Here is a 17,591-nt window from a genome sequence, read left to right on the forward strand (position 1 = left end):
TTACCATCACCGTAAACAGGAAGATCCTTGCCCTGAAGTGCGTTATTGATGATAAGTGGAATAAGCTTCTCAGGGAACTGGTAAGGGCCATAGTTGTTAGAGCAGTTTGTAATGTTTGCAGGGAACTTGTATGTATCCATGTAAGCCTTTACAAGCATGTCTGAACTAGCCTTTGAAGCTGAGTATGGTGAATGTGGATCGTATGGTGTTGTCTCATAGAAGAATGCGTTGTCATCGTCTGGAAGAGAACCGTAAACTTCGTCTGTAGATACATGAAGGAACTTCTTGCCTTCCTTGAATGTACCATCTGGAAGCTCCCATGCTTCCTTTGCACAGTTAAGCATTACAGCTGTACCAAGTACGTTTGTCTGAACGAAAACCTCTGGATTCTTGATTGAACGGTCTACGTGTGACTCAGCAGCGAAATGTACAACTCTATCGATATCGTTCTCAGCAAATACCTTTCGGATTGCTTCCTTATCGCAGATATCTGCCTTTACAAATGTATAGTTATCGCGGTTCTCGATATCCTTAAGGTTCTCGAGATTTCCAGCGTATGTAAGCTTATCTACGTTGATAATTCTGATTTCGTTATCGTACTTCTTAAACATGTAGTGAATATAGTTACTTCCGATGAAGCCTGCTCCACCAGTTACTAAATATGTTCTCATATTTTTCTCCTTTATGCTGGGCTTTTCCAATTTACTTTTTCTCCCGGTTGTTACGCTCTCAAGCCTAAGTATTGCTTTCGTCGACTGGATGTCTCCTTCAGCAATTCTTATGCTTGATAGCTACAACCTATCTGTAGCTAATCTAGGAAAAGCCCATGTAATTAATATAAACTATTTATTCAATAATAATTCTTAAGAATTATTAAAGTTAACGATGTAATTGTTTAAGACACGGCTTGACGTTATTTACGCGAGGTACTCGCGGAGGGCGTCGTGCCAGTCTGCCATGCGGTAATCTGTTGTGAGACGTAGCATGTAGTTATCAAGGATGCTGTAATGTGGTCTGTCAGCGCTAGCAGGATTCATCTTTTTGTATTCCTCACTAGTAACGTGATTAACCTTTACATTGATTCCCTTGATTCGGAAGATTTCCTCTGTGAAATCCGCCCAGTTTGTATCACCTTCACAGGTACCGTGGAAGATTCCATAGTTGTCTGTAGGCTCAAGATGATGAATCATTCTAGCAAGTTCTGCTGCTGATGTAGGTGAACCAAGCTGGTCACATACTACTGAAAGCTCGTCATGTGTCTCTGCAAGACTAAGCATTGTCTTAACAAAGTTCTTTCCATCGCCGTAAAGCCATGCTGTACGAACGATAAACCACTTATCAGCAAACTGCTGAACGAATTTCTCGCCTTCGTATTTTGTTTTGCCGTAAGCACTGATTGGCGCTGGCTGGTCAAATTCTGTGATAGGCTTTGTTGCATTGCCAGGGAAAACATAATCTGTGCTAACATGAACAAGCTTGGCACCAACCTTTGTAGCCGCAATAGCCAGGTTTCTAGGGCCAAGTGCATTAAGCTTATATGCAAAATCCCAGTCCTTTTCACAACCATCTACGTTTGTAGCTGCTGCGCAGTTGATGATTACATCAGGCTTTTTATCCTGAACAAAATTTAGAACCTCGTCCAAATCCATAATGTTAAGAGGAGAAATCTTCTCGCCCTCAACAACGTCTGTTAGAATAAATTCTACCTCATTGCCATATTCTTTCTGGATGGCTCGTCCAAGCTGACCGTTACAGCCTGTTACCAAAATTTTTCTCATCTTTAATACTTCCTTCTATACATAATCCTTTGCCTTAGCAATTAGGCGATTATACGCGCTAAACATACCGCGAATTGATGCACGAGTGATATTTGAGCTTACACCAACACCAAAGGTTGTGTTGCCATGACGCTCATCACGCATCTCAATATATGCAGCCGCCTTTGCTCCAGAACCCTGGCTCTGAGCAAGTGTGTGCTCACTATAATCAATAAGTGTGAAATCAAGAGTTGGAACACACTGCTTGATAGCAAGCTTAACCGCATCGATAGGTCCATTACCTTCTGCCTCTGAATGGAAGTGCTCTCCATTGTATGAGAAATCAAGGAATGCAACTGTATCATCAGTCTCCTTATCATCCTTGATAACCACATATTCAAGTGTAAGTGGCTGCTTATTCTCAAGATATGCATTTTTGAAGGCTTCCATAATGCGCTGAGGTGTAACCTCTCCACCATCTCTTTCAGAGATACGCTGAATAATATCAGCAAATTCACGCTGCATCTTCTTTGGAAGCTTGTATCCATAAACAGTATCCATAACAAATGCAACGCCACCTTTTCCAGACTGGCTGTTGATACGAACCACTGGCTCGTACTTTCTACCAATATCTGCAGGGTCGATTGGAAGATATGGAACCTCCCAATACATATTCTGGCGCTCCTTCATAGCCGCAACGCCCTTATTTATAGCATCCTGGTGTGAGCCAGAGAATGCAGTAAACACAAGCTCACCTGCATAAGGGTGTCTTGCGTCTGTTGGCATTTTAGTAACTCGCTCACAAATCTCTACGATTTCCTTGATGTCCTCAAGATTAAGCTCTGGGTTAACACCCTGTGAGAACATATTGTAAGCAATTGTAAGTATATCTACATTACCTGTACGCTCGCCGTTTCCAAGAAGTGTTCCTTCCACACGGTCTGCGCCTGCAAGAAGACCAAGCTCCGTAATAGCTACGCCTGTTCCTCTATCATTATGTGGATGAATTGAAAGGACGATGTTTTCTCTATCCTTAAAATGTGTGCTCATCCATTCTATCTGATCAGCGTAAACATTAGGTGTATTCATTTCAACAGTTGCTGGCAAATTGAAAATAATTGGCGCATCTGTTGCATGGTCCCAGGTATCCTGCACCGCTGTACAAATATCAAGGGCAAACTCCACCTCAGTACCAGTAAAAGATTCTGGGGAATACTCAAGCTGAAGATTGCCATCGTATCTATCAAGTCTATCCTTCACCATCTGTGTACCAGCTTTGGCGATTTCGATTATTTCGTCCTTGTCAGAATTAAATACTACATCACGCTGCAAGGTAGATGTTGAATTGTAAATATGGAAAATAACATTTGGAATTCCCTGAATTGCTTCAAAGGTACGGTCGATTAATTCCTCGCGGCACTGTGAAAGTACCTGTACCTTTACATCTGAAGGAATCTTATTTTCCTTAACAAGTTGTCTTAAAAAGTCATACTCAATTTGGCTCGCTGCAGGAAAGCCAATTTCAATCTCTTTAAAGCCTAGTTTTAGTAGGAGGTCAAATAGTTCCATTTTTTCGTCGACATTCATAGGTTCGACGAGGGCTTGATTACCATCACGTAGGTCTACAGAACACCACAATGGAGCTTTGGTGATTGTCTTATTAGGCCATGTACGCTCTGGAAACTGTAACACTGGGTTCGCTTTGTAACGCTTGTAGTTCAACATTATTCTTCCTCCTAGTCTTGTATCTCGCATGCTTTCTACACTTTCTCTCGCTTGTTACGCTCTCAAGCCTGATTTTTGCTTTCGTCGACGGGGATGTCTCCTACAGCAAAACTCATGCTTGATAGCTACAAGCTATTTTTACCTTTTTTAGCATGCTACTTTTTGTCTATATATGAATTTGTGGAACAATACCGTGATTGGATTGTCACAAAAACATTAACTGATTGGTAACAACTATTCTCCGAGTCCTCCCTCGATTGAAGAAACGATATCTTCCAAGGCTTCCTCTTCGTCTTCACCTTCACAGGTGATGACTATTTCTTCACCAGACTTTACACATGCGCCGAGGACGCTTAGAACTGATTTTGCGTTGGCTTCGTAGTGATTGTCTGTGTTAAAGCAAATCTTACTTTTATATTTCATGGCAGTCTCGCACAAGACCCCTGCTGGTCTTAGATGCAAGCCTGTTGCATTAGCTATTTTAACTTTCTTTGAAACCATATCTTATCCTAGTCTGAAACAAATCCTACGTTCACAATCGATTTTTTCTTTCAGTCACTAGATGTTCCTTACAGAACAAAAAAGATTGTTAACTGGATTTGAATATGCTTTATAAAATTGTCTTAGTAATCAAATCAGCGAGTGCGTGAGCGTCGGCCTCGATTTCCTCCTGGTTCTTGCCTTCAATCATTACACGTACAAGTGGTTCTGTACCTGATGGGCGAATGAGTACACGGCCTTCACCAGCAAACTTTGCCTCAAGAGCTTCGATTGCCTTTGCAATCTCTGGATATTCCATGTAGCTCTCCTTCTTATGATTTGGAACCTTGGCATTTACAAGAGCCTGTGGTAATACTTCCATGATAGATGCAAGGTCTGAAAGTGACTTGCCAGTCTCTACCATTACGCGAAGAAGGTGAAGTGCTGATAAAAGTCCATCACCTGTTGTGTTATCGTCTAAGAAGATAACGTGTCCACTCTGCTCGCCACCGATGTTGTAGCCATTTGCAAGCATATTCTCTAATACATATCTATCGCCTACTTTTGTAGCTTCAACGTTGATTCCCTGTTCCTTAGCCATTAGTGTGAAGCCAAGGTTTGTCATTACAGTAACAACGCATGTATTCTTCTTAAGTGTTCCTTTATCCTTCATGTGCTTTGAGCAGATAGCCATTACCTGGTCACCATCAACAAGGTGTCCCTTTTCATCTACTGCAAGCATTCTGTCGGCATCGCCATCAAAAGCTAAACCAACCTGAGCGTTCTCGGCAACAACTCTTGCCTTAAGCTCGTCCATGTGTGTACTTCCACAGTTTGAATTGATATTTGTTCCATCAGGATTGTTGTGGATAGTGATAAGCTCTGCGCCCATCTCTGAAAGGCATGCAACGCTAGTTCTGTAAGAAGCGCCCTCTGCACAGTCGATAACAATCTTAAGTCCTGATAAATCCATAGGTACTGTGTTCTTTAAGAAATCAACATACTCTCTACCAAGGTCAAATCTGTAATCTATCTTACCAATTTCTGCACCTGTAGGAAGGTTTACACCTGCCATGTTGTTTTCGATAAGAGCCTGAATCTCGTCCTCTAATGCATCTGAAAGCTTGAAGCCTTCGCCATTGAAGAACTTAATTCCGTTGAATTCCATAGGATTGTGGCTAGCTGAAATAACAACTCCAGCGTCAACCTTGTGCTTACGTGTAAGATAAGCGATAGCTGGTGTAGGAAGTACTCCTACATATACTGCATTTGCACCAACTGAGCAGATACCGCTCATAAGTGCTGATGCAAGCATTGTTCCTGAGATTCTAGTATCGCAACCTACGATAATTGTAGGCTGATGACTTGCTTCCTTTGTAAGTACATAAGCGCCTGCCTGTCCTAACTGCTTAGCAAGCTCGATTGTAAGTTCTGAGCCAGCTACTCCTCTGACTCCGTCTGTTCCAAATAATCTTCCCATATTACTCCTTTGTATCTTCTGCAGATGAATCATTCTCTGCAACATTTACCGTCACCGATGTGTTTTGAATGGTGACTCCTTCAATATTTTCAAACTGTAAAACAGCATTTTGCGATTCTCCAACAGTAAGTCCAGAACAATCTACATAGCCTTTGACATTCTTAGCATTCAAATCCGAAAGCACTGATTCGGTACCGAATACATTTACCTTAATATCATTACTATTAAGCTTTACAGATAATCCGTCAGGAATATTCCTTAATTCGATATTATCTGAAATAACATTTACAGTAGATGATGTCTCTCCTGCCATTAAAACTGTTATTGTAACCTTTGAGCTTGAGCTATCTGCCAAAGTTACTCCAGCAGGAAGATATGAACTGATATCTACCGTGGTGATGAAAGAACCTGTCAAATCTGAAAGGTTGATTACCGACTCTGGTATGGTGATACTTGTGACATCGTTAAGAGCACTTGCTTCACCAATAATCATTACTGATGATGGATCAGTCTTTATAGAATCAAGTGATAAACCTTCTGGAAGTGTTCCGCTGGTTTTTACCACTACATCTACGGCCTTTGTATTAGAGAAAACTACGCTTACGCTTACAGTAGATACAGATAATGAAAGCTCTCTTGCATCTACCTCGTCTCCGCGTTCTGTATAAAACTTAGGAATAACACTCTCTGTAAAATTGGTACTTACTCCTGAGATATTAGCTGTAGCAACAACAGAATTAATGGTTGAAACCACTGCCTCTGGACCAGTAACTGTAAGTACAGTTGGACTGCATGTAACTGAGTCTACCGCCAAGCCTTCTTCTATCTTACCTGTGGTCTGAGCGCTGATAACAAATCTTTCTGTTTTTTCATCCTCCAGCACTACGTATAAATAGTTCTGTTTGCTGGAAATAGTGATGTAATTAGCGTAGGATTTTGCGGCAATAGTTACAGGAATTCTTTCCTCGTTTTCCAGATTGTTCATATCTGCTACAGCAGAAAAATCTGAAGGTGAAAGCTTTTCTATGATAGAACGCTTTGCTGTAACTCTAAAGCTTACCGTGTTAATTCCATCCTTTATTTCATATAGCTTGCCCGAGCTCTTAAGAACATCCGCATTGGTAACTGTAACAACAGAAGTGAAGGTTCTAGTCTGAGTTGGGTCATCAATATTGACCACTACAAGCCATAATAAAAAAGCAAAAATAAATGCTAATATTTTTAATCCGACGTCCTTGGTGAGGGCTTTGATAATGTTCTGCTTCATGCTACCCCTCCTTTTCCGTCATACCATTGCCAGCTTCATCTTCTGTATCCGGATTTTGAATCTTCTTAAGCTCAGCGATAAGCTCATCTTCTTTTACATCTCTAACAATTCGTCCCTCTCTTGCGTAGGAAACCTTTCCTGTTTCCTCAGAAACAACGATTGTTAGTGAATCAGACACCTCACTGATACCAACAGCAGCTCTGTGTCTTGTTCCAAGATCCTTAGATAAAGCCATGTTATCTGAAAGAGGTAAATAACAGGTAGCGGAAACCACTCTGTCTCCTCTAACGATAACAGCACCATCATGCAATGGTGTATTCTTTTCAAATATATTTATAAGAAGCTGTCTGGTTACAAGAGCATCAAGGCTGATACCTGTTCTCTCGAATTCAGTCAGCTGCATATCATTTTCAACAACAATAAGTGCACCAGTTTTAACTGCACCCATTTCATAACAGGCAGTTACCATTCCGGTAATTGTAGAATCATCGAACTTCTTAGCACCAGTCTTTAGTAGGTTCCAAGAAAACATTGATGTGATTTTTCTACGACCGATTTGCTCTAGGGCTCTTCGAAGCTCTGGCTGGAACACTACGATGAGTACTGTTACCGCAACCGAGATAAATCTCTCACCCAACCACAAAATGGTGTTCATCTGGAATATGGCTGCAATCACAAAAAACAGCATGATAATAAGGACACCTCTGATAAGCATCCAAACCCTGCTGTTTTTCACCCATATTAAAAGGTGATACATAAAATATGTAATTATGACAATCTCAATAACATCTGTGATGGAAACATCTGGAATATTTACATTGAAATAATCATCGATGAAGGCATCTACAGCATTCACGAAATCAACCACAGATTCACTTCCTTACTACCCTTTTTGGGAACTATATTTTTTTAATTTCTTTTTCTTCTTCTGCAATTCTAATCTTTGGAACAGCAGTTACATAATAGTAATAATCATCATCTTCGAACTGAACCTTTTCGATTCTTGAATAATCCAAGTCCAGAATGAAATAGTTCAAAAGAACACCAACGATAATTACTATTAGATTTCCCAGCATAAGTCCTGGTACTTCTGTCTTTTGGCTGGTGAGGAGATAGCCTGTAAGCATAATAATAAATTCAACAGCAACACCAGCTAAGTTTGCCACTATCCAAGACATATTAATCTTGGACTGACGCAACATATAAACTATCAAAAACATTGATGTCATTGCTGCAAGGAAGAAATAGAACATTCTTCCCTTAAGCATCTGCTCGTTTAAGAGAGAAATAACAGATACATCTGATGTTTCATCTATAATAGCAGCTGCATTATCTTTTACAATATGAAGATAATAAGCTGTTACAGAGCCGCAAATAACACTACAAAGCTCGTTAATGCTAGAAAGCAAGCCTGCTCCCAAGGCGATAACGAATGGCGAATGGAAGGAATAGCAGATTGGAACTACTACTGTATTATAGGTATTCTTGCTTCGGAAATAAGCGCACACTAAGTAGGATGCTACTATTAAAGCAAGAGCAACTACAGCAGCTTCTGTGCTAAGCTCAAGCAAATCAAGTAGTAGCACGATTGTTAATACTACAGATACACCTTGAATCGGGAAAAATGCGCATAATAACGCAATAACTATAAGAAGCCATGTCTGGCTAACAGTTTTGTTGTAACCAAAATTAACCTTTATACATATCAGTCCAACAAAAGCAACGATTGCGCTCCATATTTTTATGAATAACATCTCCCTGGAGAGTATAAATTTACGTATGTCATCTCTTAATCTAATAAATGCATTCATTAATTAATCCTCAAGTAAATCTCCATTGTTTCTAGCAAGTAAAGGTCTTGTCTGCTGAACCTCATCCTCATACATCATGTTCAGCTTTGAATATTTAAGGCCAAGTTCTTTTATAAGTCTTTGGCCTCTTCGATAATGCTTGGCAGCTCTTCTTCTAGTGTTGTGTACATGAACAATAATGTACAGAGAATAAGCTAAAAGCCCTAGCAATATCATAAGTAGTATATACATTGTAGTGATATTTTCAAGCACATTGCCAGCTACATATAAAACAACTGCTACATATATAATTCCAAAGAATATGGTGCCTGCCAAAAATCCACCCCAGCCCTGAAGAGCTACATACTCTTTCTTGGAATAGCGAAGCATTGGCTGATAATCTGAGCCATATTCTTTTTCAAATATAGCCATTGATGTCATGTGCTTTACACGTTCTTCATTAATCATTGATTAACCTCTTATAATAGGTAATTGGGTATAATTAGAGCAATTATTTAAACTCTACCTAATCATACAGAATGAGTATAGCATAAATCATGCGTAAAAAGAAATACCTACTAGCTTTTGCTAGCAGGTATTTGAATAAGTACATTTTTATTTTTCCAAGAAATGCATTTTGTTCTTGCTATCCGGTTTCTTCTTTGGTTGTTCAAGTGCTGGCTTTGGCTTCTCGATAGCTTCGCTTAAGCTATTAGCCATACTGTTTTTACAGTTATCGCAGAATCTACCTGTTTTAATGGAAGCACCACAATTCTCACATTCGATTCCAATGTCGGAATCATCTGTAAACTGCAATCGTTCTTCACGAATCCACTGACGAAGTTGATTTGTAGAAACCTCGTTATCATCCGCAATTTGCTGAATTGAAGCCTTAGGATTCTCTCTAATATACTCCTTTACCTTTTGGAACTTCTTTTCAACTTCCTCACGGCAGGCAGGACACATATTAGCCGGCCCTCCAATATAGTTAAATAATCTGCCACAAGTTCTACAATTACGTACATCCATAGGTAATACCTCCTATTTAGCTATTATAGCTGCCCTGCACAAATGCAAAGACCATAAACTTCCTTTACTCCCCCATCCTTAAGAACTCTGGCCACTTCGTCTAAAGTTGAACCAGTTGTGTAAATATCATCAACTATAAGCACTTTTCTAAATTGTACATCATTTTTAATGATTGTAAATGCTTTTAACAGATTTTTCTTTCTTTTTAGGCGATTTAACTGTTTCATTGCCACGGTATCCGTGTTACGTCTAATAAATCCGCTTTCAACAGGTATCCCTGCTATCTTACTTAGGCTATTGGCGAATACCTCGGCCTGATTATAACCACGTCTCTTTTTCTTCTTATCATACATCGGTACAGGAATGATGACATCGATTTGCTTTTCTTTAATCCAGTTGCCATAATTTTTTATAGCGTGATTTGCAAATTTATCACCATAGCATCTTCGATTTCCATACTTGAATCTATACATGGCATTTTTCATTTCACCTGTATATCTAAAAACTGATTTAGCCTGGTCAAAGCTATGGCCAGCTGTTTTGCAGGTGATGCAGTATTGCTCATTTTCCTTCACTGCTATCCCTCAGGTTAGACAATAGTTGGGGCCAATCAGCCTGATTTTTTTAGCGCAGCTTTTACAAAATCCAGATTCTTTTTCTATTTTCAATAAAACTTTATCACAAGCAATACATCGTTTTGGGTATAATAACTCTATACAAGAGGCTATAATACCTTTGATAAATTGATTCATTATTAATACTCCTATTTGACTAATTTGGGATAACAAACTATTATTTAGTAATTGAATCTTTGAAAGGAATATTATGAGAAAGAGATTATTAAGTATAATGATGGCACTGACTATGTGCCTATCTATCACCGCATGTGGCACAAAGACTAAGTCCGAGCCTGTAAGCGATAATAAAAACGAATCCGCTGAGGATTCATATTCATATAATATATCAGCACTTTTATCTAAAGACAATAGCATGGATGAAATTCTTTTACAGGGGTTCTCAGATGCGTTAACTGATTATATTGGAGAAGACCACTTCACAATCACTACAGCTTACTCTACTGAGGAAACTCCAAGTGAAACTATCGCAGCTAATGCTGTTAAATCCTCTGCGGATATGATTTTTACCACCGGTAAATCTACCCTACAGGCTGCTGCTGATGCAACAGATACCATTCCTATTGTTGCAACAGACATTATCGATTTTAAAGGCACACTACGTATTGCCAGCCTTGGCGGTAAATCCTGGGACAAAACCACCGGCCGCAATATCACTGGCGTAAGCAGTAAGCCTAGTATTGTAGATCAGGTTTCCCTTATGATTGAATCTACAAAGGATTTACAGACTGTTGGTATTCTATTTTCACCAGAGGATACCGATGCTATTTATCAGAATGAAATTTTTGAAGCTTATCTAGATCAGGCTGGTATACCTTGGAAGGAATATTTAATCCCATCAAGCAACACAGCCGCTAAGAGTACAGGCGATGAAAAGAACTCCACTGCTCTTAGCCCTAGTAAATATGTAGCTTTTTCTGCTAAAGAGGGCATGGACAATGACGTTGTCAGCCTTGGAGATAACCCACTTTTCGGTCTTAACTCTCCATCCTCAACACGAGTTGCTTTGATTTCAGATTTCTGGACTGGTCCAAAGGTAATCGCTAAACAGTCCGAGGATGAAGTAGAAGCTTCTACCGATGAAAAATCCGATGAGGATGCTAAGAATTCTGATTCAGATATTGAAGTTACACTTGAAGACAGAATCAAAGAAGCCTGCAACGAATGTTCTGCAATATACGTTCCATTCGAAAGCATGCTTACAGATCAAATGGATGTTATTGGTGATATAGCCAAATCAGAGGACGTTGTTACCGTAGCTGGTGACACTAGCATTGGGCAGAACTCTTTGGTAACCCTTTTCATGGATCCTTATTCTTTAGGATATGCTGCTGGTAAAAAAGCCGTTCGTGTATTTAACGGCGATGATATAACTACTATTAAAATTGGTTATGGCGACACTGATGAATGTGTCAAGCTATACAATGGCGAAATTGCCGAAAAGTTTGATATGGAATTTCCTAAATCCTTTAATGAATTCAACGATTTCCTTTCAACTTATACCTATGGTAGCAACACTATCAGATATTCTTTCTCAGGAGAATAGTTATGACAAAACAAGAATATAAAGCCTTACTTAGAGCTGATTATTTAAGATATTCTACAGACACTTCCTTGATAGGAAGAATCAAAACTAAAAAAATGAAGCCTGGCTACGAATGGAGCTGCTGGTACAGAAAGCTTTGCTATCAAAACAGCCACAAGTATCTTAAGCCACTAGCCTTTTTTACCAGGCTCAAATTCCATAAGGTATCTGTTAAATATGGAATTGATATTCCAAGCCATATACCTCAGATTGGGGCAGGCTTTCTCATTGAGCATTTTTCATGTATCGTGATTCATACAGATGCAGTAATTGGAAAGAATGTTACCATTCACCAAGGTATTGTTATTGGTACAAATGATAAAGGCGTCCCTGTAATTGAGGATGACGTTAATATTGGTGCAGGCGCCGCAGTTATCGGACCTATCACCGTAGGCAAAGGTGCTATAATAGGCGCCAATGCAGTGGTTACCCATGACGTTCCACCTAATGCGATTGTTGCAGGAAATCCTGCAAAAGTTCTTCGCACACGATAATTAAATTTCGTTTTAGCATTAAACCCCCTAGATTTTGGTAAAGTTATCTGACAACGTTACCAAATCTAGGGGGTTTTCAAATTACTTGACTTATGGTATTATGATAATAACTATAAGTATAGGTTTCTCTGCCCTGGCATAGACAAAGGATTGTCGAAGGCACCATATTTCAAGGAAGAAAGGAGGGGCGTCTAATGGCACGCATAGATACTGCGTATAATTATTTCATGACCACCTATGGCGACAACATAGGCAATCGTTATGAATCCCACAAAAAAAGCGAATTACGCGATACCTACAATAAAATAGTCAAAGCCAATAAAGATTCTCCTCTGTATAAGATAAAAGACACTGAGGATATGGGCCGGTTTGCGATTGATATTAAAGAGCACGCCAATTCTATGGCTCTTTCTGTATCTAATCTTACTTCTGCCGGGGACGATATTTCTGCAATTATGGATAAGCGCATTGCATCAGCTTCTCAGCCTGATGCTATTGGCGTTATGTATGTAGGCGATGATGACGCTGATGTAGAGCCTTTCTCAATTGAGGTAGACGCTTTAGCTGTTCCTCAGATTAATACAGGGAACTTCCTTCCTATTGATGGACATGACTTTGAACAGGGACAGTATTCCTTTGATTTAGACATTAAGAATCACTCATACGAGTTCCAGTTTAATGTCAACGATGGAGAGAACAATCTTAACGTCCTCAGTAAAATTGTACGTTTACTTAATACTTCAGATGTTGGATTAAACGCTAACCTTATATCGGACGAAAAAGCTAATTCCAAGGCTATTCAAATATCTTCAAAAGCTACTGGACATGAGCCAGAGGATAATCTTCTATTTAGTATTTCTTCCTCTATTTCATGGCGTGAGCTGAACACTCTTGGAATAGATAAGGTAACACAATTGCCATCAAATTCCAGCTTTAAGCTTAATGGCAATGAGCATCAATCCCTTTCAAACACCTTTACTGTAAACAAGATGTTTGAGCTTACACTTAAGTCACTTTCTGATGGTCCTGTACAGGTAGGACTTATGCAGGATACAGAAGCACTTTCCCGTGGCATCAATCAGCTACTAGACAGCTACAATGGAATGATTGATATCGGCCTTAAATACAATGGAGCTCATCAAAACAGAACACTTTTTAATGAGATTTCTTCCATTGCAAATAATCAGGCTGATAAATTGAACCAGGTGGGAATCACTTCTGATGAACTTGGGCATCTAACCTTAGATAAAGAAGCATTAGCTGATACTGTTAACAGTGAAAACAGCAGGACTGCATTTAATACACTTAACGAACTTAAAAATTCCATCAGTAAGGCTGCACAGAAGGCCTCCATTAATCCGATGGCCTATGTGGATAAGGCAATAGTTGAGTACAAAAATCCAGGAAAGACATTGTCGGCGCCTTATGCTACCAGTGCTTATTCTGGAATGATGGTGAATTACGGCTTGTAAATAAATCTTACGCAACACGCGTAGTTTTTCATGCTCCCGCAGGCCACCTCCCATTGCAGTCAAGGGAACCTCCCCTTCGGGGTCCCTCCTTAACTACATGGGGCCCTCCTGCTCGCGCTTGCCTAGACTATGTGTGTTGCTTATTTTTTGCTTATTTTATAGCTTTTAATAATTCTTTTAATCTCTTTTCGTAGGTGCAGTAATTTTCCACGTAGATTCGGCCGTTAGTTGCAATTTCATTTCTCTCGGTGTCGTGGGTTAGGTAGTAGGTAGTTTTTTCGTATAGATCCTGGTTGGAGTAGTACCAGACCAAGTGGTTTGCGTTTTCGAATTGCATTGGAAGCTCGGCCTGGAAGTTTGTCAGGCAGAAGCCGCCTGCACCTAATATATCGTACACACGTAGTGGAACGCCGCTTTTAATATTTGGAATAGTAATATTTAGATTGATTTTGGAATTCTTAAATACCTGGGGCATTTCTCTCCAGTAATCTATGCTTCCCCTATTTTTTACTCTCAGCAAATCATCTGTTTTCGAATTGGTATATACACTTACATCATGATTCTTGGAAAGATCTATTAGTATTCGTCGTCTTTGCTTTTCCGCTATTTTAAATCCAAGGGTAGTAACCGAAAATATAAGATTCAAATCTGACAATGAATCTTCAGATTTATCAAGCTTAAAATAGTTTTCCAGCTCCATGAGAATATCAGGAGTCAACATCCTATCAACGATATTTACGCCCTGTAGATCACGTTGGGCTTCCATAAGGGCCTCGAAATAACCTCGCAAATAATCTGGCAAGGTATACTCCATCTTATCGTAGGAATTCTTCTCATACAAAGAGCCTACAAAGCTAATGTCGTTGCGATATATGTCTTCATCTTTAGAATTAGCAAAAAGGTAGTCAAGTCTCTCGCAATTTACAGCCAGCGGCAAATGGTAAACATGCTCCACACCCATCCCCTTGAATTCTTCCACATTGGTAAGATCAAAAAGAAAGATACGGTTCACATCATTAAACACCGACTTGTGATACATAGAAATCAGTGGATTATCGCAGCTCCAGCACACGTACAAAATGCCACATTCCTGACACACGTTGGAGATCAGCGGAAAATAATTTACGTTAAAAACAAATTCAAAGCTATCCCCTTTAATTATTCCACGAAGCTTCTCGGCAAACTCCTCGTCCACATCATAATTAAGAAGGTCCTGATAAACCTCCTCAACCTCATAGCCTAGCTTCTCAAAGCTAAATTTTATATCCATGTAGTTATACGCCTTCCAGCGATACATTAATATTTTTCTCATAACTATAGTATCATCGTAAAATTTATAGATGCAATGTATCTACTCCAAATGCTGTTTGTAGTAGGTTTATCAGTTGACGATATGTTGCGATTGCCTCTTTGGTGTGGCCGGTAGAATCAAGCTCTGCAATTTGGCCAAGGAGAGCTTCCTCCAGGTTGTACATTTCTTTAAATTTATCAGGTTGTGTACGTTTTGCCAGTTGAATCTTTTGGTAGACACTGTACTGCTGCAGCAATGCTAAAAGTGGCTTATCCATCAAAGGTCTTCGCTCCATGGCATCCTTGATGGCATTCATAGCTCCTGTTATGTCTGTATCTTCAAGCTCGGTGAAACGAAGAATATCCTCTGCCACAAGGACTTCACGATAGACTTTTTCTGTCTCGGCTTGTGGCTCCATCCACTCTAGGTGAGTCTTGTGCCAAAGCAATACAGTCTGGGCATATTTGATTAAATCATCCAATATATTAGAATATGTTCCAAAATCCTCAGCTTCATTTAGCCTGTGCTCCATCAGGCGCACCTCAAGGAATAAATCCATTTCCTTTTTGCCCTTGGTTTCCGCAAAAGCCGCCTTCAGATTTTCTAAATCTGTAATATCAAGCTTATCTGCATGGATATCTATTTCGTTTTCGATTGCATCTCTTGAGCCTGGGCGAATAAAGAATTTTTCCAGTACATCCCTTAGCTCCTTTTTTGGACCAAGTTCAGAAGATTTCGAAAGAATCTCTACTAAAAAGCCTCTGTTAAGGCGAAGTACGGGACTATTCCAGGATAGTCTTCTGTAATAGTGAACCAGTGGACCATAATCGTTGTTTCTCAGGCCACAGCTCATTAAATAGGCATATATAGATTCTACGTAGTTATCGTCGAATACATCGTTTATAAAAATACCGCCCTGTAAGAATACCATGCCCTCATCATCTTTATGCTTTTCGTATATCTTCAAATAATAATTAGATGCCTTCACGCATTCATCATTCATTTCCTTCATAAACATGATACGGGCCGCATATAATGTGAGCTTTGCTTTTGGTATCTCCATGATTTCATCAGAAGACATTTGCTTGTTATACAGCTCTAAAAGCTCATCCCATTTCTTTAAATCCGTCATGGCTATCGCCATTCCTACTACGAAGGTGGCGCGGTACCTGATGGAATCGCTTTCGTCTATTTCAAAGGACTTCTTGTACCCCTCCTGACAAATTGACAGTAGGTCCTCATACTCTTCGATAGCTCTATACTCCTGGGCCAGCTGGAATGGCCAACGCAGATTGTTTGGCTGTTCTACCATCATATCCTTTAATAAAGGAATATTTCGCATTGAATGTCTTCTATTATCCTCGGCATTTTTGTAGATATATCCAAAATGACCTGCTCTGGCGTCTAAAAACATTGCGTTACCAAAGGCTGGCTCGATATATTCGTGAACCTTGCCGATGAATACGGTCTCTGGGGTGACTGCGCACATTCTTACAACCCCCACATCCTGATATTCAATGGCTTCAAAATCCAGATAGTTCCTTTGGAAATAGCCGCCTATATTATAGGTCAAGCAATCATCTTCCTTGAAAAATTTGATGATATTTGTGGTATCCAAAAACCATTCATCATCATCTATAAATAAAAACATTTTTCCGTTTGCCTGATCAAGCTGGAAGTTTCTTGCCTTAGCGAAATCGTTGCACCATTCAAACTCAAAGACTTCATCTGCATACTTTTCCACGATAGCTCTGGTTTCAGGGCTGCAGCCTGTATCTACCACCTGAATTTCAGAATCGATTGCTTCTCTGATTGGCATCAAGGATTTAAGGCAGCGCTCTGTTGTTTCTGCCCTGCCGCAACACAATAGTCCAATTGTAAGAAGCTTTGTCTTTGGTTTATTATTCATACCCTCTTCCTTCCCCTTTAATTGCTAAAAGGCTCGTCCTTCGACGAGCCTTACTATAATCTTTTTAGTATGTTCCAATAATGAGTGGTCTGTACATTTCCTCTCCTTCTGTGAGGCCTTCCACCTTGCCCAGGCAACTATCAATCAATCTGTTGATTTCGTTTGCCACGATTTTCTTCTCCCCTGGGGCATCTACAAGTCCTCTAAAGTCATATACATCAATACTTCTAATTTCTATTATTCTGTTTTCTATATCCTGTATAATTTCGCTTAACACCCAAGCGATTTTATCTGAGTGCTGTACGATTAATTCTGTGTCTTTTAAGTTCTCACTTATATCGTAAATCATATTGCAGTAGTTTTCAAACTTTTCTACGATATCTGAGTAATCCATTCCCATGGATTCGAGGTATTCTCCTAAAACTAAGGCTTTCTGCTGACATCCGATTAGTACTTGTAAGTCTGCTGAATCATTGCCAGTTGCTCCATTCTCAAATCTGTGGTTGGCTGTGTAGAGCTCTAAAACCATTGTTAACATCTTGCTTCTTGTAAAATATGCCATAAGCCTTACCTCATTTCTATTATGTGAATCTTACCACCTCATCCACCACTTCGTGGTCCCCCTTCCCCTCAAGGGGAAGGCTAAGTATGTAAGAGCTGTTGTCATTGTTAATTAT

The 17,591-nt window shown here is 39.7% G+C and carries 18 protein-coding genes; 3 read left to right on the forward strand and 15 right to left on the reverse strand.

Features of this window, described 5'->3' with window-relative positions:
- The 12 genes from BM097_RS04815 to BM097_RS17030 form a co-directional block, all read right to left on the reverse strand.
- A partial coding sequence (locus tag BM097_RS04815; protein WP_143084956.1) for a dTDP-glucose 4,6-dehydratase occupies window positions 1-671 on the reverse strand: 671 nt, incomplete at its 3' end.
- 246 nt (window positions 672-917) lie between these two features.
- Window positions 918-1,778: a dTDP-4-dehydrorhamnose reductase gene (gene rfbD / locus BM097_RS04820; protein WP_090546459.1), complete on the reverse strand. Its 861-nt coding sequence runs from the start codon at window positions 1,776-1,778 to the stop codon at window positions 918-920.
- Between the two features lie 15 nt (window positions 1,779-1,793).
- Entirely contained in the window at window positions 1,794-3,482 is a 1,689-nt protein-coding gene (leuA, locus tag BM097_RS04825) for a 2-isopropylmalate synthase (RefSeq protein ID WP_090546461.1), read from the reverse strand.
- Between the two features lie 234 nt (window positions 3,483-3,716).
- The gene (locus BM097_RS04830; protein ID WP_090546463.1) at window positions 3,717-3,983 is read right to left on the reverse strand and encodes an HPr family phosphocarrier protein; all 267 of its coding nucleotides are present in this window, start codon (window positions 3,981-3,983) and stop codon (window positions 3,717-3,719) included.
- A gap of 109 nt (window positions 3,984-4,092) precedes the next feature.
- Window positions 4,093-5,442: a phosphoglucosamine mutase gene (gene glmM / locus BM097_RS04835; protein WP_090546466.1), complete on the reverse strand. Its 1,350-nt coding sequence runs from the start codon at window positions 5,440-5,442 to the stop codon at window positions 4,093-4,095.
- Window position 5,443: 1 nt separating this feature from the next.
- Window positions 5,444-6,709: a CdaR family protein gene (locus tag BM097_RS04840; protein ID WP_090546468.1), complete on the reverse strand. Its 1,266-nt coding sequence runs from the start codon at window positions 6,707-6,709 to the stop codon at window positions 5,444-5,446.
- Window position 6,710: 1 nt separating this feature from the next.
- Window positions 6,711-7,577, reverse strand: a complete 867-nt coding sequence (gene cdaA / locus BM097_RS04845) for a diadenylate cyclase CdaA (RefSeq protein WP_242944659.1) — start codon at window positions 7,575-7,577, stop codon at window positions 6,711-6,713.
- Between the two features lie 31 nt (window positions 7,578-7,608).
- Complete coding sequence (locus BM097_RS04850; RefSeq protein ID WP_090546469.1) at window positions 7,609-8,520, reverse strand: hypothetical protein; 912 nt, start codon at window positions 8,518-8,520, stop codon at window positions 7,609-7,611.
- A 3-nt stretch (window positions 8,521-8,523) separates the two neighbouring features.
- On the reverse strand, window positions 8,524-8,967 hold the full coding sequence (locus BM097_RS04855) for a hypothetical protein (protein ID WP_090546471.1): 444 nt from the start codon (window positions 8,965-8,967) through the stop codon (window positions 8,524-8,526).
- Window positions 8,968-9,114: 147 nt separating this feature from the next.
- Window positions 9,115-9,528 carry a flagellar protein gene (locus tag BM097_RS04860; protein ID WP_090546473.1) on the reverse strand — a complete coding sequence of 138 codons (414 nt, stop codon included), beginning with the start codon at window positions 9,526-9,528 and terminating at the stop codon, window positions 9,115-9,117.
- 23 nt (window positions 9,529-9,551) lie between these two features.
- Entirely contained in the window at window positions 9,552-10,103 is a 552-nt protein-coding gene (locus BM097_RS04865; RefSeq protein ID WP_090546475.1) for a ComF family protein, read from the reverse strand.
- A 9-nt stretch (window positions 10,104-10,112) separates the two neighbouring features.
- The gene (locus BM097_RS17030) at window positions 10,113-10,280 is read right to left on the reverse strand and encodes a double zinc ribbon domain-containing protein (protein ID WP_443197882.1); all 168 of its coding nucleotides are present in this window, start codon (window positions 10,278-10,280) and stop codon (window positions 10,113-10,115) included.
- 73 nt (window positions 10,281-10,353) lie between these two features.
- Between BM097_RS17030 and BM097_RS04870 the strand changes: the two genes are divergently transcribed.
- From BM097_RS04870 to BM097_RS04880, 3 genes are all read left to right on the forward strand, one after another.
- Window positions 10,354-11,709 carry an ABC transporter substrate-binding protein gene (locus BM097_RS04870; protein ID WP_090546477.1) on the forward strand — a complete coding sequence of 452 codons (1,356 nt, stop codon included), beginning with the start codon at window positions 10,354-10,356 and terminating at the stop codon, window positions 11,707-11,709.
- Between the two features lie 2 nt (window positions 11,710-11,711).
- The gene (locus BM097_RS16840; protein ID WP_090546479.1) at window positions 11,712-12,242 is read left to right on the forward strand and encodes a serine O-acetyltransferase; all 531 of its coding nucleotides are present in this window, start codon (window positions 11,712-11,714) and stop codon (window positions 12,240-12,242) included.
- 194 nt (window positions 12,243-12,436) lie between these two features.
- Window positions 12,437-13,714 (forward strand): hypothetical protein, encoded by a 1,278-nt coding sequence (locus BM097_RS04880; protein ID WP_090546481.1) that lies wholly within the window; start codon window positions 12,437-12,439, stop codon window positions 13,712-13,714.
- A gap of 151 nt (window positions 13,715-13,865) precedes the next feature.
- Here the strand turns inward: BM097_RS04880 and BM097_RS04885 are convergent, their stop codons facing one another.
- The 3 genes from BM097_RS04885 to BM097_RS04895 form a co-directional block, all read right to left on the reverse strand.
- On the reverse strand, window positions 13,866-15,026 hold the full coding sequence (locus BM097_RS04885; protein ID WP_090546483.1) for a glycosyltransferase family protein: 1,161 nt from the start codon (window positions 15,024-15,026) through the stop codon (window positions 13,866-13,868).
- Between the two features lie 22 nt (window positions 15,027-15,048).
- Window positions 15,049-16,914, reverse strand: coding sequence for a glycosyltransferase (locus BM097_RS04890; RefSeq protein ID WP_090546485.1), 1,866 nt, complete (start codon window positions 16,912-16,914; stop codon window positions 15,049-15,051).
- Between the two features lie 64 nt (window positions 16,915-16,978).
- Window positions 16,979-17,476, reverse strand: coding sequence for a hypothetical protein (locus BM097_RS04895; protein ID WP_090546487.1), 498 nt, complete (start codon window positions 17,474-17,476; stop codon window positions 16,979-16,981).
- Window positions 17,477-17,591: the final 115 nt, after the last annotated feature.

This window comes from Pseudobutyrivibrio sp. OR37 (genome assembly GCF_900113655.1).
Classification (GTDB): Bacteria; Bacillota; Clostridia; order Lachnospirales; family Lachnospiraceae; genus Pseudobutyrivibrio.